22 protein-coding genes and 1 pseudogene are annotated in these 21,895 nt (G+C 68.6%); 10 read left to right on the top strand and 13 right to left on the bottom strand.

Annotation, left to right across the window (positions count from 1 at the left end):
* A pseudogene (locus ACWELJ_RS18895) lies at positions 1-82 on the top strand (hypothetical protein); the annotation flags it as partial.
* On the opposite strand, the gene ACWELJ_RS18890 reads toward ACWELJ_RS18895, so the two are convergent.
* Entirely contained in the window at positions 78-524 is a 447-nt protein-coding gene (locus tag ACWELJ_RS18890; protein ID WP_452367429.1) for a MarR family winged helix-turn-helix transcriptional regulator, read from the bottom strand. The pseudogene ACWELJ_RS18895 and the gene ACWELJ_RS18890 overlap by 5 nt on opposite strands.
* Positions 525-665: 141 nt before the next feature.
* Between ACWELJ_RS18890 and ACWELJ_RS18885 the strand changes: the two genes are divergently transcribed.
* Together ACWELJ_RS18885 and ACWELJ_RS18880 are read left to right on the top strand one after the other, a co-directional pair.
* Positions 666-1,001 (top strand): DMT family transporter, encoded by a 336-nt coding sequence (locus ACWELJ_RS18885; RefSeq protein ID WP_452367428.1) that lies wholly within the window; start codon positions 666-668, stop codon positions 999-1,001.
* Positions 1,002-1,047: 46 nt separating this feature from the next.
* Positions 1,048-1,365 (top strand): DMT family transporter, encoded by a 318-nt coding sequence (locus ACWELJ_RS18880; RefSeq protein WP_452367427.1) that lies wholly within the window; start codon positions 1,048-1,050, stop codon positions 1,363-1,365.
* Position 1,366: 1 nt separating this feature from the next.
* Here ACWELJ_RS18880 and ACWELJ_RS18875 read toward each other — a convergent pair whose 3' ends face one another.
* The 3 genes from ACWELJ_RS18875 to ACWELJ_RS18865 form a co-directional block, all read right to left on the bottom strand.
* A complete protein-coding gene (locus tag ACWELJ_RS18875) occupies positions 1,367-3,052 on the bottom strand; it encodes an enoyl-CoA hydratase-related protein (protein WP_452367426.1) in 1,686 nt (561 codons plus the stop codon).
* 201 nt (positions 3,053-3,253) lie between these two features.
* Entirely contained in the window at positions 3,254-4,441 is a 1,188-nt protein-coding gene (locus ACWELJ_RS18870) for a lipase family protein (protein WP_452367425.1), read from the bottom strand.
* Positions 4,442-4,651: 210 nt separating this feature from the next.
* The gene (locus tag ACWELJ_RS18865) at positions 4,652-5,299 is read right to left on the bottom strand and encodes a TetR/AcrR family transcriptional regulator (RefSeq protein ID WP_452367424.1); all 648 of its coding nucleotides are present in this window, start codon (positions 5,297-5,299) and stop codon (positions 4,652-4,654) included.
* A 239-nt stretch (positions 5,300-5,538) separates the two neighbouring features.
* Here ACWELJ_RS18865 and ACWELJ_RS18860 point away from each other — a divergent pair, with 239 nt between their 5' ends.
* The 3 genes from ACWELJ_RS18860 (at position 5,539) to ACWELJ_RS18850 (ending at position 8,790) form a co-directional block, all read left to right on the top strand.
* Positions 5,539-6,723 carry an LLM class flavin-dependent oxidoreductase gene (locus ACWELJ_RS18860; RefSeq protein WP_379104766.1) on the top strand — a complete coding sequence of 395 codons (1,185 nt, stop codon included), beginning with the start codon at positions 5,539-5,541 and terminating at the stop codon, positions 6,721-6,723.
* Between the two features lie 4 nt (positions 6,724-6,727).
* Positions 6,728-7,795 carry an alcohol dehydrogenase catalytic domain-containing protein gene (locus tag ACWELJ_RS18855; RefSeq protein WP_452367423.1) on the top strand — a complete coding sequence of 356 codons (1,068 nt, stop codon included), beginning with the start codon at positions 6,728-6,730 and terminating at the stop codon, positions 7,793-7,795.
* A 146-nt stretch (positions 7,796-7,941) separates the two neighbouring features.
* On the top strand, positions 7,942-8,790 hold the full coding sequence (locus tag ACWELJ_RS18850) for a ParA family protein (RefSeq protein WP_452367422.1): 849 nt from the start codon (positions 7,942-7,944) through the stop codon (positions 8,788-8,790).
* Positions 8,791-8,850: 60 nt separating this feature from the next.
* Here ACWELJ_RS18850 and ACWELJ_RS18845 read toward each other — a convergent pair whose 3' ends face one another.
* Positions 8,851-9,495, bottom strand: a complete 645-nt coding sequence (locus tag ACWELJ_RS18845; protein WP_452367421.1) for a hemerythrin domain-containing protein — start codon at positions 9,493-9,495, stop codon at positions 8,851-8,853.
* Between the two features lie 93 nt (positions 9,496-9,588).
* On the opposite strand from ACWELJ_RS18845, the gene ACWELJ_RS18840 reads away from it, so the two are divergent.
* Both ACWELJ_RS18840 and ACWELJ_RS18835 read left to right on the top strand, forming a co-directional pair.
* The gene (locus ACWELJ_RS18840) at positions 9,589-10,146 is read left to right on the top strand and encodes a TetR/AcrR family transcriptional regulator (RefSeq protein WP_452367420.1); all 558 of its coding nucleotides are present in this window, start codon (positions 9,589-9,591) and stop codon (positions 10,144-10,146) included.
* A gap of 202 nt (positions 10,147-10,348) precedes the next feature.
* Positions 10,349-11,800 (top strand): DUF222 domain-containing protein, encoded by a 1,452-nt coding sequence (locus ACWELJ_RS18835; protein ID WP_452367419.1) that lies wholly within the window; start codon positions 10,349-10,351, stop codon positions 11,798-11,800.
* A gap of 301 nt (positions 11,801-12,101) precedes the next feature.
* Here ACWELJ_RS18835 and ACWELJ_RS18830 read toward each other — a convergent pair whose 3' ends face one another.
* Complete coding sequence (locus tag ACWELJ_RS18830; protein ID WP_452367418.1) at positions 12,102-13,067, bottom strand: NAD(P)/FAD-dependent oxidoreductase; 966 nt, start codon at positions 13,065-13,067, stop codon at positions 12,102-12,104.
* Between the two features lie 82 nt (positions 13,068-13,149).
* Here ACWELJ_RS18830 and ACWELJ_RS18825 point away from each other — a divergent pair, with 82 nt between their 5' ends.
* Positions 13,150-13,734, top strand: coding sequence for a helix-turn-helix domain-containing protein (locus tag ACWELJ_RS18825; protein WP_452367417.1), 585 nt, complete (start codon positions 13,150-13,152; stop codon positions 13,732-13,734).
* A 45-nt stretch (positions 13,735-13,779) separates the two neighbouring features.
* Here the strand turns inward: ACWELJ_RS18825 and ACWELJ_RS18820 are convergent, their stop codons facing one another.
* From ACWELJ_RS18820 to ACWELJ_RS18795, 6 genes are all read right to left on the bottom strand, one after another.
* Complete coding sequence (locus ACWELJ_RS18820; protein ID WP_452367416.1) at positions 13,780-14,397, bottom strand: TetR/AcrR family transcriptional regulator; 618 nt, start codon at positions 14,395-14,397, stop codon at positions 13,780-13,782.
* 78 nt (positions 14,398-14,475) lie between these two features.
* Positions 14,476-15,969 (bottom strand): flavin-containing monooxygenase, encoded by a 1,494-nt coding sequence (locus ACWELJ_RS18815; protein WP_452367415.1) that lies wholly within the window; start codon positions 15,967-15,969, stop codon positions 14,476-14,478.
* On the bottom strand, positions 15,966-16,823 hold the full coding sequence (locus ACWELJ_RS18810; RefSeq protein ID WP_452367414.1) for an SDR family NAD(P)-dependent oxidoreductase: 858 nt from the start codon (positions 16,821-16,823) through the stop codon (positions 15,966-15,968). The genes ACWELJ_RS18815 and ACWELJ_RS18810 overlap by 4 nt, the downstream gene beginning before the upstream one ends.
* A complete protein-coding gene (locus ACWELJ_RS18805) occupies positions 16,807-17,709 on the bottom strand; it encodes an alpha/beta fold hydrolase (RefSeq protein ID WP_452367413.1) in 903 nt (300 codons plus the stop codon). Before ACWELJ_RS18805 ends, ACWELJ_RS18810 begins: the two co-directional genes overlap by 17 nt.
* Positions 17,706-19,142: a cytochrome P450 gene (locus tag ACWELJ_RS18800; RefSeq protein WP_452367412.1), complete on the bottom strand. Its 1,437-nt coding sequence runs from the start codon at positions 19,140-19,142 to the stop codon at positions 17,706-17,708. Before ACWELJ_RS18800 ends, ACWELJ_RS18805 begins: the two co-directional genes overlap by 4 nt.
* 113 nt (positions 19,143-19,255) lie before the next feature.
* The gene (locus ACWELJ_RS18795) at positions 19,256-19,918 is read right to left on the bottom strand and encodes a TetR/AcrR family transcriptional regulator (protein WP_452367411.1); all 663 of its coding nucleotides are present in this window, start codon (positions 19,916-19,918) and stop codon (positions 19,256-19,258) included.
* Between the two features lie 135 nt (positions 19,919-20,053).
* Here ACWELJ_RS18795 and ACWELJ_RS18790 point away from each other — a divergent pair, with 135 nt between their 5' ends.
* Positions 20,054-20,998, top strand: a complete 945-nt coding sequence (locus ACWELJ_RS18790) for an oxygenase MpaB family protein (RefSeq protein ID WP_452367410.1) — start codon at positions 20,054-20,056, stop codon at positions 20,996-20,998.
* A 6-nt stretch (positions 20,999-21,004) separates the two neighbouring features.
* On the opposite strand, the gene thpD is transcribed toward ACWELJ_RS18790, so the two are convergent.
* Positions 21,005-21,889, bottom strand: coding sequence for an ectoine hydroxylase (thpD, locus tag ACWELJ_RS18785; RefSeq protein WP_452367409.1), 885 nt, complete (start codon positions 21,887-21,889; stop codon positions 21,005-21,007).
* Positions 21,890-21,895 lie beyond the last annotated feature (6 nt).

Below are 21,895 nucleotides of genomic sequence, written 5' to 3'. Positions count from 1 at the left end.
CGGCTTCGATCTGGACTCCTTCTCGGGCCAGGAGATGCTCGAGGTCATCCAGGCCTTCCCGCGCACCGAGCTGTTCGCTACGCGGCGCGGGCGGCGGCCAGGATCGCGGCGAGCGCCGGGTCACCGTCGGCGACCTCGGCGAACGCCGCGGCGAGGGTGTCCTCGTAGGTGGTGCGCGCTTCCCGGTAGCGCTCGCGCCCGGCGTCGGCGAGCACGGTGTACACCCCGCGCTTGTCGTCGGGGCACAGGTCGCGGTAGGTGAGGTCGGCCGCGTTCAGGCGGCCGACCAGCCGGGTCACCGAACTCTGGTTCAGGCCGAGCTTGTCGGCGAGTTCCTGCATGCGCAGTTCACGGTCGGGGGCCTGGTCGAGGAAGCTCAGCGCCCGGTACTCCGACAGGCCGAGCCCGTGGCGGCGTTGCAGGGCCGTCGCCAGGCGGCTCTCCACCTGCGCGTGCAGGATCAGCATGCGGTTCCAGAGTTGGGCGTCCGCACTGGTTTTCACATTCTTCGCCTGCGACGGCATCGGCTCACTCCCTCGAACGGACGACGGCCGGACCAGACGCCGGCCATCGGGGCTTGACACGAGTTTACATGTACATGCATGCTCTTCTTCGCGGGCATTTACTTGCACGTACATACAATCATATGAAGGGGTGCAGCTCCCATGGCCTGGGTCTATCTGCTGATCGCGTCCGTCTTCGAGATCGTCTTCGCACTGGCGACCAACGCCACCCACGGGTTCACCGTGCTCGGTCCGTCCCTGCTCACCGCCGCGGCCGCCGCGGGCGGGATCTTCTTCCTCAGCCTGGCCTTGAAGTCCCTCGATGTCGGCGTCGGCTACACGGTGTGGACCGGCATCGGATCGGTCGGCACCGTGCTGTTCGGGGCGGTGGTGTTCGGCGAGCAGTTCACCCCGGCCAAGGTGGTGGCCTTCGTGCTCATCATCGGCGGGGTGCTGGGCTTGAAGATCGCCGACAAACTCACCGGCGCGCCCGCCTGATTCGACGACTCACGTTCCCGTACCACCGTTTTCGAGGAGAACCATCATGTCCTGGGTCTATCTGCTCATCGCCGCCGTGTTCGAGGTCGCCTTCGCGCTCGGCACCAATGCCACCAAGGGATTCACCCGCCTGTGGCCCTCGGTGTTCACCCTGGCCGCCGCGGCGGCGGGGATCTACACGCTCGGTCTCGCGCTGCGCACCCTCGATGTCGGGGTGGGGTACACGATCTGGACCGGCCTCGGCTCGATCGGCACGGTCGTACTGGGCGCGCTGATCTACCACGAGAAGATCAACGCGCCCAAGGTGATCGCGTTCGGGTCCATCATCGCCGGGGCGCTCGTGCTGCGATTGGCCGCGGGCTGACCTACCCGAGCAGATACGCCGGGGTGCTCGGCGGGCCGGACTTGGTCACGAACTCGTGGCGCAGGCGGTGGAACGGAGAGGAGGGATCGAACACCTCCCGGGTGAGGTGTTCGAGCTCCTCGGAGCGGTACGCCGCCAATGGTTTCGCCGCCTCGTCGGCCGCGCGGCGGCGCCGCTTCTCCAGGATGCGGGCGGGCAGGTCGGGGTCGCCCGCCAGCCCGGCGGCGGCGTGCCGGACCCAGGTGCGGAACTCGGCGGGGTCGCCGGGCACGACGTGATCCACCAGGCCCAGCGCGGCGGCGGCGCGGGCGCCGATCGGGAGCGCTTCTCCGGTCAGGCGATCCGCGCACTCCGCGCCCACGCGGCGCGGCAGGGTGTAGGTCCAGTACTTCGAACCGCGCAGGCCCGAGACCCGGTAGTGCGGGTTCAGGACCACCGATTCGCGGCACCACACCTCATCGGCGGCCAGCGCCAGCATCACCCCGCCGGCGGCGGCATTGCCGGGCAGTGCCGAGATCACGAGCTTGTCGGTGGTGGTGAGGATGGCCTCGACCAGATCGTTGAAAGCGTTGACATTGCGCCAGGACTCGGCGGCCGGGTCGGGAGCCGCCTCGATCACATTGAGCTGGATGCCATTACAGAAGAAGTCGCGGGCCGGGCCCAGCACCAGCACCTTCACCGGGCGGGCGCAGGCCTGCCGGTAGGCGTCGAGCAGGCGTTCGCACTGGCGGGTGCTCAGAGCGCCACCGGCATAGGTGAATCCGAGGTAGCCGACCTCGTCGTATTCGTAGTAGCGCAGCTCCGACCAGGTGACGCGGACGGCCGCCTCGCACGGGCTCACCGGCACGTCGGGAATGCCGGCGAGCACGTCGGGGCCGAGCACGTCGGTGGCGGGCAGCTTGAAGGTGGGCGGGCCGCCCGGCCGCGGGCGGGCCCGCAGCTGCGGGATCCACACCGCGCCGTCCACGGTGGCCCGGCAGATCGCCCCGTCGCGGGTGGCGATCACCCGGCCGGGAACGCCGCGCAGCCGGTCCTCCAGGTGACCGCCGTAGAGGAAGTACTCGCCGCCGGACAGCTCGTCGATCACCCCCGGATTCGAGTCGGCGGCACGGAGTTTGCGCAGCACCGTGGTGGTGCTGTCGTGCGCCCAGTCGATGCGGCGGAAGTACTCGGCGTAGCGCGGATGCGGCGGCGCGGTCACCTCGGCGCGCGGGTCGATCGGTTCGGCGCCGTGCCGCTCGAATCGGTCGAGCGCGCGCAGCAGGGCCGCCACCGCCGCGTCGGCGACCTCGGTCCGGTACAGCTCGCTCTTGGAGCACATGCGCATCGGGAACGATTCCGACGCCCAGACCGGACCCAAGCCGGGCGCGGCGCCGGCGCGCTGCACGGTGACGCTCCACGACGCCGCATTGGTGCCGATCGCCCAATCCAGTGACGACGGACCGTGATCGCCGTCGGGTCCCGGCTGCACGACCAGCACCACGTGCCGGGCGCGCAGGTCCGCCGGGACCGGTTCGGCGAGCACGAGCCCGACCACGAGGTCGGGCCCGAAGGCCGCCGCCCCCGCCCGCATCGCGTCGTCACCGCGCGCCAGTTCCACCCCGATCCGATGGCCCCGCTCGGCCAGTTCGATCCGAACGCGTTGCGTCAGGCTGTCGAAGGCGTTGGCCACGAGCAGGATTCGCACCTGACTTCTCCCCTTAGAACATGACTCAGCGTTGAGCCAGCTACTTTCTTCCATCTAGAAATAACGGACGAAACAGCACTTGACAAGCATCGGAATCAAGCTGTTACCAAGGGAAATTCAGCAATCATGCGCCTTGTCACTTCTGACAAATCGATGCGATCGACCGGCCATTCAGTGACGCAGCACATAATTGGTTATTCGTCAGCAGCTGGTCGGAACCGGATCCCCGCGGAAACGGGACTCCACGTAGTTCCAGGCATCCGGGAAACCGACCACCGCCGTGGTCATGTGCTCGGCGATCTCGAAGGGCCGGAACATCACCGGCGCACCCGCCTTGCAGTAGCGGTCGGCCACCTCGGCCACCGGATCGAACGACGTCAGCTCGTCGAACCGGCCCTGCCAGAAGTAGGTCGGGGCGACCGGGACGGCGGTGTCGTAGCGCAGGCTGTTCTCGCGCAGCACCTCGTGCGCCACCGGGCTGTCCATCAGGCTCTTGGAAGCGGCCATCTGCTCGGCATTGCGGAAGATGCCGTGGAACAGCAGGAAGCGACGGCAGGCGTCGTGGGTGAACTCGCGAAACCACAGACCGTTCTCATTGAGCTGATCCGAGATCGGCAGGCGGTCCGGGTATTCGCGTTCCAGGCCCATGGCCGCGGCGAAGGCCAGGCCGAAGCCCGGATGCGGAGCGAAGCCCAGCGACATCGCCATCTGCTCCAGGTCGGCCGGAATGCCGCCCGCCACCACGGCGTCCAGCTTCAGGTCGGGGGCGTACTGCGGCTGCAGGGCGCCGGCCCACGCGGTCGCCATGCCGCCACCGGAGTACCCGGCCAGCGCCACCGGCGAGTCGCCCAGGCCCAGTTCGGCGACCTTGCGGACGGCCTTCACGCTGTCCAGGGTCACCATGCCGCTCAGCTTCGCCGCGCCGTAGGCCACGTTCGGGCCCAGGTAGTCCGGCAAGGAGATGGCCCAGCCGCGCCCGATCGGCAGCATGGCGCCCGCGCCGTCCTGCAGTTCGCCGTTGAACAGCGAGCGCGACGGGTTGCACTGCGAGCCCAGGGAATTGATCAGGGCCTGGTAGGAGACCAGCGGCGGGTTCTTCACGCCCTTCGGCATGAGCACCGTGGTCATGCCCAGGATCGGCTGACCCTGGGAATTGGTACTGCGGAAGGCGACCTGCCACCCGTCGGTGCCCACGTACAGGCCCGGGTCGATGCGGCGCGTGCGCACCACGTCACCGGGCGCGAAACCGCCCAGGTCGGCGGGCGGGTTGTAGAAAGGATCGGCATCCTGTGTGGGATAAAGGGGTTGAGCCGAGACGGGGGCGCACACGGCCCCCGCGGTCAGGATGCTCAAAGCCAGGACCACCGCCCTGGCGGATACTGCGAACAACTACGTTCCCTCACACTTCAGCCGTTCGAGTCTCGCGCCCCGACTGCACGGCGAACGAACGGTCGACCAACAAGCAATGGATTGGCATGCGGCACAGCCGCGCCCGTGAACCGGAAGAGGACAGACAGCTAGCCTCTCGCGAATCGTCGAGTGACGCTACAGCTAACCTGGGCTAACGTCCAGGCATACGGACAAACCAGGCACGAACTGTCAGCGAGCAGTCCCACTCAGTAGACGATCGAGCCCACCGATCAGGAAAACTACCTGGTCTTCGTACAAGTCCGACAACTCCTGCGCGGGTGGCGGAGTCGAGGCCGGGTGCCAGTCGTCGGCGCGACTGAGCGCCTGCAGGAACCCCATGAGGGCAATGGCCCAGCGCGCTTCCAGACGATCGGGATCGGAGTCGGGGAAGGCGCGGCGCAGCTGGATGTGCAACTGATCGGGCAGATCCTGCTCGGCGGCGGTCAGCGCCGGATGCGAGACCAGCGACAGCTGGGTGACGATCTTGATCCAGCGCATGCCGCGAGTCCGGTGCGCCAGCAGCAGATCCCGATAGGGCTCGGTGACCGCGCGCACCAGCGTCTCCGCGGTCGGCGGCGTGGGGCGCGCCGCCAGCTCATCGGCATTGGCCCGAATCCGGTCCCGCACCGTCGCGCCCAGATCCAGCAGCACCGCGGCGATCAGATCGTCCTTGGTGCCGAAGTGGTAGTTCACCGACGACGGACCCAGACCGGCCGCGGCATTGACCGCGCGCACCGACACCGCGTCCACGCCCTGGGCGGCGAACAGACGCTCGGCGGTCTTCACCAGCCGGGTGCGGGTCGCATTGCCCTGGCGGTTCTGCGTCGGGACGGTCACGCCACGAGCTTCGCACATCGGGTGTGACGGCCCGTCGGCGCGGGGTCCGCAAGTGGATCGACAGGCCCATTTCCAGAGGTCGAAACCGCCCATTATCGGGTCCAATCGGCGCTTCCACCTGAGTTTTCGAATGATTTCCACTCACCGGGACGACCACATTTCTGGATCAGTTGATCCAGGTTTACTCGGGGAACCGTTCCGGGCGACGAAGCCCGGCGCACTGGCGAAGGAGATCCCGCATGTGGACCGCTGAATCGATGAAGTTCGGGGCGTTCCTGGCCCCGTACCACCCCCTCGACGCCGACCCGGCCCTGCAGTTGCGGCGCGACATCGATCTCATGGAACACCTCGACCACCTCGGCTTCGACGAGGCCTGGATGGGCGAGCACCACTCCACCGGCGCCGAGATCGTGCCCGCGCCCGACGTTTTCATCGCCGCGGCCGCCGAACGCACCGAACGCCTGCGCTTCGGCACCGGCGTCATGTCGCTGCCCTACCACCACCCGCTGGTCACCGTGGACCGCATCACCCAGCTCGACCTGCAGACCCGCGGGCGGCTCATCTTCGGCACCGGTCCCGGCAAAATCCCGCTCGACGCGCACATGATGGGCATCAACCCCTCCGATCAGCGCCGCCGCCAGGGCGAGGCGCTCGAGGCAATCCTGGCGCTGCTGCGCGGCGAGGTGGTCAATATGACCACCGACTGGTTCACCCTGCGCGACGCGCGCGCCCAGCTGCCCACCTACGATCCGGCCGGGATCGAGGTCGCCACCGCCTCCACCATCTCCCCCAACGGGTCGGTGCTGGCCGGCACCCACGGGCTGTCGCTGCTGTCGCTGGCCGCCAGCTCGCCCATGGGATTCGAAGTGCTGGACCGCAATTGGGGCGTCTACGAGAAGGCGTGCGCCGAGCACGGGCACATCGCCGACCGGTCGCGGTGGCGGCTGGTCAACCCGATCTTCCTGGCCGAGACCCGCGAGGAGGCCGAGCGCGCGGTGAGCCGGCGCATCGGATCCATGGCCGCCTACGTGAACCGGCAGACCGGCGAGAACCCGGCCTGGGCCGACACGCCCAAGGGAATCATCGACCAGTGGCGCAATGACAACCTCGGCGAATTCGGGCAGGCCATCATCGGCACGCCCGACGAGGCCATCGAGCGGATCGAGAAGCTGATCGAGAAGACCGGCGGCTTCGGCACCATGCTCGTGCTGCACGTGGACATGGCGAGCTGGGAGGACACCAAGCGCAGCTACGAGCTGTTCGCCTCGGAGGTGATCCCGCACTTCAAGAATCGCAACCGCCGCCGCGAGGACAGCCTGCAGTACGCCGCCGACAACCGGGAACTGCTGATCGGGCAGCTGGTCACCGCGATCACCAAGGCCCACACCGACTACTACGGCGAAGCCGCCGCGACGGGAGCCTGACACCATGCGCGCCACACAGTTTCTGAACGGGGAGTTCACCGCCACCGAGGTGGCCGAGCCGCCCGCGCTCGGGCCCGGCCAGTTGCGCATCGCGGTCGCCGCGTGCGGCATCTGCGGCAGCGACCTGTCGATGTCCAAGGACCCCTGCCGATTCGTGCAGGTCGCCACCGACAGCGGGTATCCGCTGGCGACCTTCGACACCGAGCGGCCGGTGGTGCTCGGGCACGAGTACGCGGGGACCGTCAGCGAGATCGGCTCCGGGGTCACCGATTTCGCGGTCGGGGATCGGGTCGCCGGGATCGGGCTGGCCACCGAGACCGCCACCGGGATTCCGACGATCATCGGCTACTCCAACGACTATCACGGGGCGTTCGGCGAGAGCATCGTGGTGGACTCGTGGTGGGTGCGGCACGTGCCCGACGGGTTGTCGCTCGAGCACGCCACCTTGGCCGAGCCGCTGCACGTGGGCGAGATGCACGTGCAACAGTCGGGGCTCACGCCCGAGGATTCGGCGCTGGTGATCGGCTGCGGGACAATCGGGCTCGGGGCCATCATCGCGGCCAAGGCCCGCGGGGCGCGGCTGGTGGTCGCCTCCGAACCCTCGCCGAAGCGCCGCGAGCTGGCGCGGGCGGTCGGCGCGGACATCGTGGTGGATCCGAGGGAGCAGGATCCGATCGCGGCGTGGATGGCGGCGGTGGCACAGCAGGATTCGGTCGTCGGCCAGTCCGGCACCGGCATCCTCATCGCCTTCGAATGCAGCGGGCGCGCCGGAATCCTCGGCACGCTCATGCGGACCATGCCGTTCAATTCGCGCATCCAGGTGGTGGCCGCGCCGTTCGCGGACGAGCCGATCATTCCGGTGGTGGGCCAGTTCCGGCGGATCGCCATCAATTTCGGGCACGGGCCCTACGAGAACGCCTACGAGATCACCCTGGAGCGATTGGCGTCGGGGCAGATCGACGCCGAGGCGATCATCACCGGCCGGGTCGGACTCGACGGGGTGGCCGAGGCGTTCACCGCGCTGCGGGACCCGGAGGAGCACGTGAAGATCCTGGTGCTGCCGGGTCGCTGAACTGCCGGTTCCGTCCGATCCGGGAGTGGAGGGCACGATCGGTTGGGGCCCTCCACACCGGGATCGGCTAACGCCCAGCGATTTCGAGACAAAGCGCCCCGGAGCGGGTCCGCCAGTTCCGCCACGTGACAGGTTATTGTGGCGAAATGTCGGCAAACAATGCTGTTGGGGAGGACGTGGCGACCGCGGGCGCGGCCCAGGTGATTGCCCTGTGCAATCAGAAGGGCGGTGTCGGAAAGACCACCTCGACGGTCAATCTGGGTGCCGCGCTTGCCGAGTGCGGGCTGCGGGTGCTGCTGGTCGACCTCGACCCGCAGGGCGCGCTCTCGGCGGCGCTCGGCGTGGCCCACCACAACCTGGAACTGACCGTCTACGACCTATTGAGCCACAATCCGCCGCCCATCGACGATGTCCTGATCAAGACCGGCGTCACCAATCTGCATCTGCTGCCCAGCAATATCGACCTCTCGGCCGCGGAGATCCAGCTGGTCAACGAAGTCGGCCGCGAGCACTCCGTGAGCCGGGTGCTGGACCCCGTCCGCGACCGCTACGACTACATCCTGATCGACTGCCAGCCGTCGTTGAGCCTGCTCACCGTGAACGCCCTGGCCTGCGCCGACGGCGTCATCATCCCCATGGAATGCGAGTTCTTCTCGCTGCGCGGCCTGGCGCTGCTCAACGACACCATGGAAAAGGTGCGCGAACGCCTCAATCCGCGCCTCGAACTGTCGGGAATCGTGGTCACCATGTTCGACTCCCGGCTGCTGCACTCGCGCCAGGTCCTCGACCGGGTCGCCGACACCTTCGGCGAACGCCTCTACGACACCATGATCTCGCGCACCGTCCGCTTCCCCGACTCCACCATCGCCGGCGAACCCCTCACCACCCTGGACCCCAAATCCAAAGGCGCCGAGCAATACCGCGAACTCGCCCGCGAATTCCTCAAGCGCTCCGGCCGCGACGAAGCCCAGTCCTCACTGTCGTTTCCGCAGTAGGCGGGCCGTGCGATAACGGTGGTGCCGTGGTCTCCCCTCCGGAGCACGACACGCACCGGCTCAATAGCTGTCGCCGAAAGCGGCCCGCTGGGTGCGTTCCAGCCAGCCGCCGAACAGCCTGCCCAGCAAGGGAACCGGGACGCCCGCGGCGTCGTCCGGACCGGCGACCGACAGCAGCCAGGCGGGCATGAAGCGCAGGGTCCACAGCGGGGCCGTAGTACGCATGTGGTTCTCGAAGCCCTTCCAGGTGGGCCCGTCGAGGACGGGAGCGAGGCGGCCGAGCAGTTCGCGTTCCTCGTCCGCGGCGTGCGCGGCGAGTTGACCGCGGACGGCGGCGGTGAGCTCGGACAGGCGGGTGGCCGCCGCGGAGTCGGAGACCGGCGTCGCGCCGAATTCCCGCCACGCGGCCAGCAGAGTGGCGAGCTCGGAGTGTTCCGCGGCAAGGACTTCCAGGGCCTGCGCATCGGCGCCGGCGTCGCGCAGGCGCGGCCACAGGAACTCGTCCTCGCCCTCGTGGTGATGGTGAATCACCACGGCGAGCTTGCCCAGATAGTCGGCCAACGCCTTGGCGCGCACCGGATTCGGCGTCGCCGCCAGGTCCAGGGCGGTCCGCTGGACCCGGTCCAGATCTCGAATCATGGCCCGGTGGGCCAGGAGCATGGTCTTGTGCCCGCGGGGCAGGTCGGCAACGGATGACACGGGCATGATGGCTCCTCGACGTGTGGCGGTGACGCCACGTCCCGACGCTACACTACATTCATAGTGTCCGACACTACGTACATAGTGCAAGGAGAAGTGATGTCCCGCCGGGAGCAGGTACTGAACGCGGCGATCGAGGTCCTCGCGACCGACGGCCCCCGCGGCCTCACCTTCCAGGCCGCCGACAAGGCCGCCGCCGTCCCCGCCGGCACCGCCTCCAACTCCTTCCGCACCCGCGACGCGCTCCTCATGGGCATCGTCACCCACCTCGTCGAACTCGACCGCCACGACTGGGAAGTCGTCAGCGGCCTACTCCGCCCCGACACCCCGGCCGCCCTCACCGAAGCCCTCACCGCCGTCGCCCGCCACGCCCTGGGCCCGGCCCGCAGCCGCACCCTGGCCCGCTACACCCTCTTCCTCGAGGCCGTCGCCAACCCCGACCTCCTCGAACCCCTGGCCGTCGCCCGCACCACCATCACCACGTGGCTCACCCCCTGGCTCGAACACCTCGGCTCCACCACCCCCACCCCCGACTGCCGCGCCCTCCTCGACCACCTCGACGGCCACATCCTCCACCAGATCACCTGGCCGGAACCAGAATTCGACCCCGAGCCAGGGATTCGAGCACTGGTGTACGGGCTACTGCACAACCCCTGACGGAGCCAAGCCACAAGGGCAGGAAATACCTTTCATACTTAGACGCGTTGCCTACCAACCAGTCTCGCCTGATCGACCTTCAGGGCGGTACAGCGAAATGCGGACTAAGCGAGGCTTCACTCGAACTGGTCTACCTCGAAATATGTTGCAATACTGGACATTTCGGGTTCCCAGCGTGATCGCGCGGGCGTAAAATTGAGGCATGGATTCGAATGGGGTGACACTTGAGGGCTGTGGTATCGCTGAACTGGCGGCCGCGGTCTCGACCCTGACCGAATCCATCCAGGGCGGGAAGATGACCGAGTTCTCCGACGAGGATGTCGTGTCGTTGATGCAGCAGTTGGAAACGTGCAAGCGTCAGCTCGCCGCCCTGGATACCCGTTTGATCATCGAAGCCGGGGAACGGTCGCTGCATTCGCGTTCCGGTGCGGGGAAGATGGTGCCGTTCCTGCGCCACACCCTCGGGCTCTCACGGTATGACGCGTCGGTGCGGGTGAAGATCACCCACCACTGCGGCGAATTCGTGCAACAGACCGGGCATGTCGCTCCGCCGGTGCTGCCGGTGACCGCCGAAGCGTTTGCGGCTGGGGACATTTCCCGCGATCACGTGCGTCACATCATGGACGTCATGAACCATCTGCCCGTCGATGTGCCCGCCGAAGCGCGGGCCGAGGCGGAACAGATCCTGGTCGACTACTCGCGCAACGGGTGGCCCGATGACCTGTTGAAGATCGGGCGCGACATCCTGGCCCGCCTCGACCCCGACGGGAAAGTAGTCTCCGATGCCGACCGTCGTCGCCGTCGCGGGATCACGGTGTGTCGTCCGGGCGTGGACGGCATGTCGCGCATCGAAGGGTGGATCACCCCCGAGCTGCGGGCGTGCCTGGACGCGGTGTTCGCCAAGCTCGCCCGCCCCGGCATGTGCAACGTCGAAGACCCCGAAAGCCCCTCTGCCACCGGTGGGTTCATCGCCGACAGTGTTCTCGATGCCGCTGCGCGTCGTGACCGTCGTGATGCCGGGCAGCGCACCCACGACGCGCTGCTCGCCCTGGTGCAGCCCGGTGTGAACATGCGGACCCTGGGCATGCACCGCGGACTGCCCGTCGAGGTGGTGCTCACGATGAGCCTGACCGACCTCGAAAACGGCACCGGCGTCGCCACCACCGCGTCGGGCACCCAGATCTCGATCAACGAAGCGTTGAAGATGGCCGAGGGCACCAAGCCGGTGATCGCAGTCCTCGACGGCGACGGGATGCCGCTCTACCTGCAGCGTTCCCGCCGCACCGCCAACCGCGCCCAACGCCTCGCCCTCCTCGCCAGAGACAAAGGGTGCACCCGACCCGGGTGCGAACAACCCGCGAACATGTGCGCCGCGCACCACGTCACCGATTGGGCCAAGGGCGGACCCACCGACATCAACAACCTCACACTCGCGTGCGACCACTGCCACGCGTTGATAAACGACGGCCCCGATGGCTGGAAAACCGTTGTGATGGGTAAAGACTCGCCCTATGCGGGCCGCACTGGGTGGATTGCGCCGAAGAGTCTTGACCCCACCGGCAACCCACAAGTGAACGATCGCCATCACGTGGGGCAGGCGATCGCTGCTGCGATCGATTCCAGTTGCCGAACGTGGCGCTCACGGGCCGCGTGACACCCGGCTGCTCGTGTCGCACTGGCGTGCGCAAAACAACGGGAAGCGTGGTCACCTCGCCTGCCCTGCCGGACTGGGGCTGACGCCGGGCTGGGAGCCGTCAGCCTGCGATCCCAGCCCACGGACCGCACGCATCACCTACTCGAGACAAGAACCCAACCCCTCCCGGTCTTTTGCACCGGGACGACGCGCGGCCGAGCCGTGAGGGGGCTGGTAGGTGACGGGCCTCGCAAGCTCGGCCACCTCTCTTCCTTCTCCAGGCGTCTTTTGTCCTTGGTCTTTGGTCTCGTCTAGGTCCTGGCTACAGCAGGGCGCGAGCGCGATGCGCCTCGACGGCGTGGCGGGTTTCCTCGGCGACCAGGTCGGCGTTGATGTGGGCGCCTGCCATGGCGCCCGCGGCGGCGGAGTTGCCCACCTGGGCGGAGAGGTCGGTGACGTTTCCCGCCGCCCAAACGCCGGGGACTTCGGTGCGACCGGTCGCGTCGGCGGGGATGTATTCGCCTGCCCCCGAGGGGTGGGGTGTGGGGGTGAGGCCGAGGTCGGTGAGAAATGCGGCTCGGGCTCGCATGTAGGTAGGGGCGGCGAGGATTTCGCGGGGGATGACGGTGCCGTCGGCGAGGCGGACGCCGGACAGGTGGTCGGCGGTGACTTCGACCGACGCTATTTCGCCGGGAACGACGCGGATTCCCCTGGCGGCCAGTTGTTCCGACTCTTCCTCGGTGGGCGGGGTGTTGGTGTGGGCGAAGTAGACGATGTCGTCGCTCCACTGACGGAAGAGCAGGGACAGGTGGATGGCCATGGGACCCAGGCCCAGGACGCCGATCGGGCGATCGCGGACCTCCCAGCCGTGGCAGTACGGGCAGTGGATGACGTCGTGGCCCCAGCGGTCACGCAGGCCGGGGATGGCGGGGAGTTCGTCGACCAGGCCGGTGGTGACGAGTAGGCGGCGGGCCCGGGTGGTGCGGGCGTCGGCGAGGGTGATGATGAAATCGTCACCGTCCCTGTGGATTCCGGTCACCTCACCGGAGACGATGTGGCCGCCGTAGTCGCGGACCTCCTCGCGGCCGCGGGTCAGTAGTTCGCCGGGCGGGACGCCCTCGCGGGCGAACAGGCCGTGCACCCGGTCGGCGGGGGCGTTGCGCGGGGCGCCCGCGTCGATCACCGCCACCGTGCGGCGGGCCCGGGCGAGCATGAGGGCTCCGTTCAGGCCCGCGGGTCCGCCGCCTACCACCACCACGTCATAGCTGTCGTTCAGCCGATCGGTCATTGATGACCACCTCCTGTGTACGACCATGCGGACCGCGAGGGCGTATCGGCAACCTTATTTGCCGATGTGGCAAACTGGGGTGATGGCCGAGGATATCGACGCAGCCTTGGAAGGGGTCGGTCTACGACTCCGTGAGCTGCGTAAACAACGGGAAACCACGCTGGCCGAGCTGTCCGCGGAGACCGGGATATCGGTGAGCACACTGTCACGGCTGGAGTCGGGGGCGCGGCGGCCGACCCTGGAGCAGCTGCTGCCCTTGGCGCGCGCGCACGGCGTCACCCTCGACGAGCTGGTGAACGCGCCCGCCACCGGGGATCCACGGGTCCACCTGCGGCCCATCACACGCGGCGGGATGCAGATGCTGCCGTTGACCCGGCGGGCGGGCGGCATTCAGGCGTTCAAGATCATCATCGACCCGAGATCCGGTCGCACCGAACCGAATCCGCAGACCCACGAGGGCTACGAGTGGCTGTACGTCCTCAACGGCCGGTTGCGGATGATCCTCGGCGAGCACGACCTGGTCCTGCAACCCGGCGAGGCCGCCGAATTCGACACCCGCGAACCGCACTGGTTCGGCTCGGCCGACGATCAGCCGGTCGAATTCCTCAGCCTGTTCGGCAAACAGGGCGAGCGCGCACACTTCCGCGCCCGGCCCCGCAAGGAATGATCAGCGGCGACCCGCAGCCCGATCAGGCAGCGCCTCCCAGCCCGATCAGGCGGGGTAGCGCGGGCCGATCAGGGCCAGCGCGGTTTCCACCGCCACCGGAATGATCTCGGTGATATCGCGCCCGTCCTCGACCGTCGAGGCGATGAGTTCACGGAACCCCCCGTAGAGGATCGTCGCCATCTGACGCGTCGGCGGATGCAGGCCCGCGCCCTGGAATTCCGTTGTGGCGGTCAGGGTCTGGATCAGCGTGATGAACGCGTCGGCGGCGTCGCGCTGCAACTCCCGGGCCCGCTCCCCCAGCGCCGGGATGTCGCGGATCCAGGCCAGCGTGATCGGGGTGTCCTCACGCGAGGCCCCGATCCAGGCTTCGATCGCCTGATGGATCTGGGTGTCCCACGGCGCGGACACGTCCACGGCGGCGTAGATCTGCGCGATGGTGTCGTTGTTGCGTTCGGTCAGCAGGGCCACGAAGCAGTCCTGCTTGTCGTCGAAATGCTCGTAGAAGGTGCGCCGCGAGGTCTTGGCCAGGCGCACGATATCGGCGACCGTGGTGTCACGGTAACCGCGCGCGCGGATCGCGTCGGCCATGGCATCGAGCAGCCGGCGCCGGAAGCCGGACTCGGCGGCGGAGTCGGCGCTGGTGGCGGGGTCGGCGCGGGTCACGAGCATCAGCGTAGTTTGCCCGAATCTCGGTGCGCGCCGCGGCGGCCGGTGTGTTCGCCGCGGCGCTGGTCACCGAGGTCAGGCGGTCACCGGTTCGGGCCCGCGATCGGCGCTCGCGGCGCGCACCGAGCGGCGGCCGAAGCGAATGGTGCCGTCCTCGATTCGCCCGTGCCGCAAGGTGATCACGTCCCGCGCGTAGTTCATGCCCAGCCGCCACGGCGGGCGCGATCCGGCCTTGGGGAAGCGATCCATCGAGCGCAGGACGTAGCCCGCCTGGAAGTCGAGCAGCGGTGTGGTGGTCACCGCCGGGTCCGGCCACGGCGTGGCCTGGCTGTACCCGTGCTCGTCGAGGTGCCGCAGCAGCCGGCAGACGAATTCGGCGACCAGGTCGGCCTTGAGCGTCCAGGAGGCGTTGGTGTAGCCGATGGTGAAGGCGAAATTCGGGACACCGCTGAGCATCATGCCCTTGTAGGCCATCGTTTCGGACGCCGCGATCTCGCGGCCGTCGACGGTGAGCGCGATGCCGCCCAGCGCCAGCAGATCCAGTCCGGTCGCGGTCACCACGATGTCGGCGGGCAGTTCGGTTCCGGACTCGAGCCGGATGCCGTCGGCGGTGAACCGCTCGATGCGGTCGGTGACCACCGAGGCGCGGCCGGCGCTGATGGCCCGGAACAGATCCCCGTCGGGCACCAGGCACAGCCGCTGATCCCACGGGTTGTAGCTGGGATTGAAATGCGTGTCGACGTCGTATCCGTCGGGCAGCTGCTTGATGGTCAGGTTGCGGAAGAACTTGCGCATCATGGCCGGTCGCCGCTGACTGAGCTGGTAGATGACGGTGCCGATGGCCACGTTCTTCCAGCGGGTGACGGCGTAGGCGCGCCGCTCCCCCAGCCATTGCCGCAGTTTGGTGGCGACGGCGTCGACCGTGGGCGCGGACATGATGTAGGTGGGCGAGCGCTGCAGCATGGTGACGTGCGCCGCGGTCTCGGCCATGGCGGGCACCAGCGTCACCGCGGTCGCGCCGCTGCCGATCACCACGACCCGTTTTCCGGCGTAATCGAGTTCGGCGGGCCAATGCTGCGGATGCACCACCTGTCCCCGGAACTCGTCCAGCCCGGCGAACTCCGGGACATAGCCCTCGTCGTAGCGGTAGTAGCCGCTGCACAGGTAGAGGAAGTCGCAGGTGATGGTCGAGGCTCGACCGTCGTGCTCGTAGCCTACGGTCCAGCGCGCTTCCTCCGAGTCCCAGGCGGCACCGGTCACGCTGTGCCCGTAGCGGATTCGCTGGTCGATGCCCGCGTCGGCGGCGGTCTCGCGAATGTAGGACAGGATGGCGGGCCCGTCCGCGATGGCCTCGGCCGCCACCCACGGCCGGAATCGGTATCCGAGGGTGTGCATGTCGGAGTCCGACCGCACGCCCGGATAGCGGAACAGATCCCAGGTTCCGCCCATGGCCGCGCGGGCCTCGAGGATCGCGTAGCTGCGGTCCGGGAACGCGTCCTGCAGATGATGGGCCGCCCCGATGCCCGAGAGTCCGGCCCCGACGATCAGGACGTCCACGTGTTCGGTCATCGTCGTGCTCCCTTCGCGGCCCGCGCCCGCGCCAGGCCCATCACGGCCGACAGCACCTCGAAGTAGTGCGTCGGGGTCACCCGGGTGAGGGTGTCGAACAGATACGCGTCGGGTCCGACGAGGATGCGCGCCTTGCCGCGTTCGACGCCGCGGCAGATGATCTCGGCCGCCTTCTCCGGGCTGGTCATGGTCATGGCCTCGAATTCGGCGGCCATCTGCTCGTGGCTGCGGCCCCGCCCCTCGGGGTCCTGCCGCACGCGTCCGTTGCGGGCGATATTGGTGCGAATGCCGCCGGGGTGCACGGTCACCGCCGAGACGCCGGTCCCGCGCAGTTCCTGCCGCAGCGCGTCGGTGAAACCGCGCACCGCGAATTTCGCCGCGCAGTAGGCGCTTTGGTACGGCATGCCCGCCAGCCCGAACACGCTGGAGGTGTTGACGATCGCGCCACTGCCCTGTTCGACCAGGAGCGGCAGGAAGGCCCGCGTCCCGTTCACGACGCCGTCGAAGTTGATCTGCCGCAGCCATTCGTCGTCCTCGGGCACGGTGTCGAGCACCGAGGAGGACACGGCCACACCGGCATTGTTGAAGACCGCGGCCAGCGGTGCGGTCAGCCACGCCTTCACTTCGTCGGCGAACGCGAGCTGGTCGGCGGCGTCGCGCACGTCGAGCACCCGGGTCAGCACCGGCCCGTTCAGCCCGGCGGCGGTCTGCTTCAACCCGTCGGCGTCGATATCGGCGATGGCCACCGGTGATCCACGGCGGGAGAGCAATTGGGCCAATCCCCGCCCGATCCCGGAGGCCGCGCCGGTGATCATGACCGGGTGGCCGGACAGCGGCCTAGAGGTTCGGGGCATCGGAGCTCCTGGATTCGGCGGTGCGGATGTGGGTGTCGATGAGGTCGGCGAAGGTGGGCCAGAGCGCGACCGGCAGATCGTGGCCCATGCCCGGCACGGTGTGCAGGCGCGCGCCCCGGATCGCGGCGGCGGTCACCGCGCCGCCGGTCGGGTTCACCATCAGGTCGCGGTCGCCGTGCACCACCAGGGTGGGCGCGGTGATGGTCCGCACCTCGCGAGTCCGGTCCCCGGACTTGAGGATTCCGGCGAGCTGCCGGCCCACGCCCGCCGCCGGGCGCGGATCACGATCCCAGGTCAGGCCCGCCGTGGCCCGGATGCGCGGCTCGTCGATCGGATAGCCGGCCGACCCGATGTGCCGGTACATGCGCACCGCCGCCTCGACATGCTCCTCCCGCGTGCGAGCGGGCTTGGCGAACATGCGAATCCAGGTGGACGGCGCGGGCCGCCCGACGCGTGGCGCGCCCGTGGTGGAGAACATCGACGTCAGCGAGGACACCCGCTCGGGATGGCGGGCGGCCACGGTCTGGGCGATCATCCCGCCCATCGACATGCCGACCAGATGCGCCGACCGCCAGCCCAGGGCGTCGAGCAGCCCGGCGGTGTCGGCGGCCAGGTCCCCGAGGTCGTATTGCCGTGGGTCCCAGCGTTTGCGGGCCATGGCCAGTCCGCCCGGCGGCCGGAAGCCGGCGTGGGTGGAGGCGCCGACATCGCGATTGTCGAAGCGCACCACGTCGTAGCCGCGCACGACCAGCTGCGCGACCAGCCCGTCGTGCCATTCGTGCTTCTGCTGCCCGAGCCCGGCGATGAGCAGCAGCGGCACGCCCGCGCCCTGCCGCTCGTAGGTGAGGGTGATGCCCCGACCGACCTCGGCGACCCGCTCGCTCATGCGGTCACCTGCTCGCCGTGCGCGTCCCGGGAGCCGGCGGAATCGGCTGTGACAGTGCTGGATTCACGCGACAGCGTGCTGGATTCGCCCGACACCGCGGCGGTGTCGCCGGATTCCGCGGCGGTGGTCGGCCGCGGCGCGCGCCGGTGGACGACCGCGCGGCCCTTCTTCGCGGGAGCCAGCGCGACCCCGCGGAAATGCGTGCGCTCATCGGGCGCGTCGGTGGGCGCGAGGGTGAAGTCGCGCAGCAGCACCCGCAGCACCACGTTCATCTCCATGGTCGCGAACGCCGCCCCGATGCACCGGCGCGCGCCACCGCCGAACGGAATCCAGTTGAAGGTCCCCGGCCGCGCCTCGAGGAACCGATCCGGGTCGAAATCGCGTGGGTTGGCGAATAATTCCGGATTGTCGTGCATGAGCCGGATGCTGACCAGGACGTGCTGGCCGCGCGGCAGCGTCCACCGGCCCAGCTGGAAGTCGTCCACCCGCACCTTGCGGGCGGTGGCGTCGATGACCGGACGCACCCGCTGCACTTCGAGCAGCGTCGCCTCGCGCAGCGCGGAGCCGCCCGCGTCGGCCTCCTCGACCAGGCGGGTCAGCAGGTGCGGGTGTCGGCGCAGGCGTTCGACGGTCCAGGCCAGCGAGGTGGCGGTGGTCTCGTGGCCCGCGGTGAGCAGGGTGAGCAGTTCGTCGGCGATCTCGCTCTGCGTCATGGCGGAGCCGTCGTCGTAGCGGGCCTGCAACAGCATGGCCAGTACGTCGTCACGGTCGGCCAGGTCCGGGTCGGCGGCGGCGCGGCGGATGAGCCGTCCCACGATCTCGTCGTAGCTCGCGCGGTGGGCCTGGAACCGCGCCCACGGCCCGAAACGCCCGAACAATCCCGGCGGCACCGGCAGCGCCGCGAGCGCGGAGGCGACCAGCACCAGTTTCGGGATCACCTCGCGCAATTGCTCGAATTCCGTTCCCTCCGCGCCGAATACGGCACGCAGGATCACATTGAGCGTGATGCGCATCATCGAATCCATGGTCGCGAACTCGCGACCCGACGGCCAGGTGGCCATCTCACGGACGGCCTCCTCCTCGATCAGCGATTCGTAGACCGCCAGCCGCCGCCCGTGGAACGGCGGGGTGAGCAGTTTGCGCTCCTTGCGGTGCTCTTCGCCGCGCCGCGCGAACAGCGAACCGGGGCCCAGGAATTGGCCGAGATTGATGTCGAGGTTGTCGACCAGATCGGTGTGGGTGGTGAACAGCGCCTTCACCTCGGCCGGATCCGACAGCACGACCGTGGGCCCGAAGCGCGGCATCGACACCACGAACGCCGACCCGTAGCGCTGATGCAGCCGCCGCCAGGCGCGGGTGCGCCCGGCCAGGATCTCGATGCCCTGCACGAAGCCCGGCGTCGTAGGTCCGTCGGGCAGGTTCACTGTGGTCATGCGCCATCTCCCAGCGTGGTACCTCTGCGTACCAGCGCGACGGTACGCCCGTGTACCAGGGTGTGGCAAGGGTCACTTTCGTGACGCCAGGGGCGATAGGGTGGCGTTTTCGGCTATTGGCCGGTGCCGACGAGTAGCGCGACGATCGCCTGAACGAATCCCTCGATGCGTTCACGGGGGTATACATCCGGTTCGCTGACCGCCATCCGGCCCAGCATCTCGGCGATGGTGAGCAGCGAGTTGGTGAGCAGCCCGGAATCGATTCCAGCCCAGCGGGAGTCGGTGACCAGGCCCATCCGTACCAGGGCCTCGGCCTGGTCGAAGATGCCCGCGCGGGAGCTGCGGATGGCTTCGCGATACTCGTCCGGGGCGTTGCCGGGCCCCGCGAGCAGCAGCCGCCACCGGGTCGGATTGTCCAGGGCCACATCGACGAACGCGCGCACCGAGACGGAGGCCGCGACCACAGGATCCGCGCCGAGCAGATCGGTGGGCAGGGTGTCGGCGACCTGCTCGAGAGCGCGTTCGCGTTCGCGTTCCAGCAGCGCGGCGACCAGTTCGGCGCGGGTCTTGAAGACGGTGTACAGCACGGGTTTTCCGACCCCGGCCTCGGCGGCGACGGCCTCCATGCTGAGCTCGTGGAGTTCGGCCTTCTCCAGGACCGCGAAGGCGGCGTCGAGCAATTGCGCGCGGCGCTCCCCGGGTGGCAGCCGGGGCGCGTAGCGCCGGCGCGGCCGGTCCGCCGTCATGCCCTCATCCCCTGCCTCCACACCGGTCATCGGCCCCATTCTGTCATCTCGGATCGCGAGGTCACGCGCCCGTCCAGGGTAAAGCTACGCCACCGTTGTATTCATTGCGCGCAATTGCTACGGTGGCGTTGTATTGCATGGGATCGAGCCCGCAGAGGAGCCCCAGTGACCTTCGATCCGACCACCCTCCGCCGCGACGACTACGGCTTCTTCGGCCCGGATTCCCCGAGCTGGAAGGTGTGGACCTCCCCCACCGCCGTCATCGGATTCCAGCGCGCCGTCACCCTCGAGCACTTCGATCCGTTCCTCACCGCGGCCGTCGCCGACACCGGCAAGATCTACTCCGAGCCGCGCGACCGCCTCGACGCCACCTTCGCCTACTTCCTGATCGTGGCCATCGGCGATTCCCGCACCGCCATCCAGGCCTCCGAGCATCTGATGTCGGTGCACGCCAAGCACACCGGCATCGAGCCGATCAGCGGCCAGCGCTACAGCGCCAACTCCCCCGAGACCCAGTTGTGGATCCACATCACCGGCTGGCAGTCGGTGCTCAAGGCCTACGAGATGTTCGGGCCCGGGCTGACGCCCGAAGAGGAGGCGCGGTACTGGCGCGAATGCCGCATCGCCGCCGAACTGCAGACCTGCAAGCCCGAGGACGTGCCGATCACCCGCGAGGGCGTGCGCCAGTACTACGCGGATGTCCGTGCGCGCCTGTGCACCTCGGAGGCCGCCCAGGACGGTATGCGGCAGCTGCTGTTCACCTCACCCAAGAACGGCGCGGGCTGGACCTACGCGATCGGGGCGCGGCTGTTGTCGTTCGCCTCCATCGCGACCCTGCCCAAGTGGCAGCGCAAGCTGGGCCAATTCGACCGGCCCGGCATCGTGGACCTGATGGTGCGCCCGGTAGGCCTGATCCTGGTCTGGCTGTTCACCCTTTTCGACAAGAAGGGCCTGATCATGGCCGCGCCGATCATCGCGCCGATGGCCGGGCGGATCCTCGAACAGCACATCAAGGGTGCACCGCCCGCGCGACTGGAGACGGTGACCCCGGCCGATGCCCGCCGCCTCCACGGGACGCGCGGGCATCGGACCGTCACCGCCGCAAGCTGATCCGGCTCAGATCAGCGGCGTGAAGTCGCGGGCGGCCAGGTACTCCGGCCGCGGACCCGGTGCGGAGTACGGGTCGCGCAAGGTGTTCTCGACGCTGTTGAACACCAGGAACAGATTCGAGCGCGGGAACGGCGTGATGTTGCCCGAGGACCCGTGCATCAGGTTCGAGTCGAACAGCAGCGCCGAGCCCGCCGGACCGGTGAACTGGGTGATGCCGTGCTTGCCCGCCAGATCGGTGAGCGCCTCCTGCGAGGGCACGCCGATCTGCTGCTCCCGCAACGACACCCGGTGATGGTCGGCGGGCGTCTCGCCCTGACACGGCACGAAGGTGCGGTGCGAGCCGGGCATGACCATCAGGCTGCCGTTGAACGGGTAGTTGTCGGTCAGGGCGATCGACAGGCTCACCGCGCGCGGAGCGGGCATACCGTCCTCGGCGTGCCAGGTCTCGAAGTCCGAGTGCCAGAAGAACCCGGCGCCGGTGAACCCGGGCATGTAGTTCACCCGGGCCTGATGCAGGTAGACATCCGAGCCGAGGATCTGGCGGGCCAGACCGGCGATCCGGTCCTGACGCACCAGCTCCCCGATCATCGGGCTGAGCCGGTGCACGTCGAAGACCGAGCGCACCCGATGCGAGGCCCGCTCGATGACCACGCGCTCGTCGAGCAGCAACTCGGGATCGCTGGTGAGGTCCTGCATCTCGGCCGCCACCGCCCGCACCTCGTCCGGGTCGAGCAGCATGTCCAGCACGGCGTAGCCGTTGTCGTCGAACTCGGCCAGGCCGTGGGAGTCGATCGGACCCCAGACCGTCGGGTCGTCGCGTTCGATGGGCGGCGTCCCGGCGACCGTGCGGGTGCGGTAGCGATCGATCAATCCGTAGTCGGACAAGGTCATTCGAAT

The sequence above is a fragment of the Nocardia sp. NPDC004582 genome (assembly GCF_053602115.1).
This window is presented reverse-complemented; position numbering and strand designations above follow the sequence as displayed.

What these genes read in the sequence shown, in the direction of transcription:
- ACWELJ_RS18890 (WP_452367429.1), bottom strand. Translation starts at nt 524, where the DNA reads ATGCCGTCGCAGGCGAAGAATGTGAAAACCAGTGCGGACGCCCAACTC.
- ACWELJ_RS18885 (WP_452367428.1), top strand. Translation starts at nt 666, where the DNA reads ATGGCCTGGGTCTATCTGCTGATCGCGTCCGTCTTCGAGATCGTCTTC.
- ACWELJ_RS18880 (WP_452367427.1), top strand. Translation starts at nt 1,048, where the DNA reads ATGTCCTGGGTCTATCTGCTCATCGCCGCCGTGTTCGAGGTCGCCTTC.
- ACWELJ_RS18860 (WP_379104766.1), top strand. Translation starts at nt 5,539, where the DNA reads ATGTGGACCGCTGAATCGATGAAGTTCGGGGCGTTCCTGGCCCCGTAC.
- ACWELJ_RS18855 (WP_452367423.1), top strand. Translation starts at nt 6,728, where the DNA reads ATGCGCGCCACACAGTTTCTGAACGGGGAGTTCACCGCCACCGAGGTG.
- ACWELJ_RS18850 (WP_452367422.1), top strand. Translation starts at nt 7,942, where the DNA reads ATGTCGGCAAACAATGCTGTTGGGGAGGACGTGGCGACCGCGGGCGCG.
- ACWELJ_RS18845 (WP_452367421.1), bottom strand. Translation starts at nt 9,495, where the DNA reads ATGCCCGTGTCATCCGTTGCCGACCTGCCCCGCGGGCACAAGACCATG.
- ACWELJ_RS18840 (WP_452367420.1), top strand. Translation starts at nt 9,589, where the DNA reads ATGTCCCGCCGGGAGCAGGTACTGAACGCGGCGATCGAGGTCCTCGCG.
- ACWELJ_RS18835 (WP_452367419.1), top strand. Translation starts at nt 10,349, where the DNA reads ATGGATTCGAATGGGGTGACACTTGAGGGCTGTGGTATCGCTGAACTG.
- ACWELJ_RS18830 (WP_452367418.1), bottom strand. Translation starts at nt 13,067, where the DNA reads ATGACCGATCGGCTGAACGACAGCTATGACGTGGTGGTGGTAGGCGGC.
- ACWELJ_RS18825 (WP_452367417.1), top strand. Translation starts at nt 13,150, where the DNA reads ATGGCCGAGGATATCGACGCAGCCTTGGAAGGGGTCGGTCTACGACTC.
- ACWELJ_RS18815 (WP_452367415.1), bottom strand. Translation starts at nt 15,969, where the DNA reads ATGACCGAACACGTGGACGTCCTGATCGTCGGGGCCGGACTCTCGGGC.
- ACWELJ_RS18810 (WP_452367414.1), bottom strand. Translation starts at nt 16,823, where the DNA reads ATGCCCCGAACCTCTAGGCCGCTGTCCGGCCACCCGGTCATGATCACC.
- ACWELJ_RS18805 (WP_452367413.1), bottom strand. Translation starts at nt 17,709, where the DNA reads ATGAGCGAGCGGGTCGCCGAGGTCGGTCGGGGCATCACCCTCACCTAC.
- ACWELJ_RS18800 (WP_452367412.1), bottom strand. Translation starts at nt 19,142, where the DNA reads ATGACCACAGTGAACCTGCCCGACGGACCTACGACGCCGGGCTTCGTG.
- ACWELJ_RS18795 (WP_452367411.1), bottom strand. Translation starts at nt 19,918, where the DNA reads ATGACCGGTGTGGAGGCAGGGGATGAGGGCATGACGGCGGACCGGCCG.
- thpD (WP_452367409.1), bottom strand. Translation starts at nt 21,889, where the DNA reads ATGACCTTGTCCGACTACGGATTGATCGATCGCTACCGCACCCGCACG.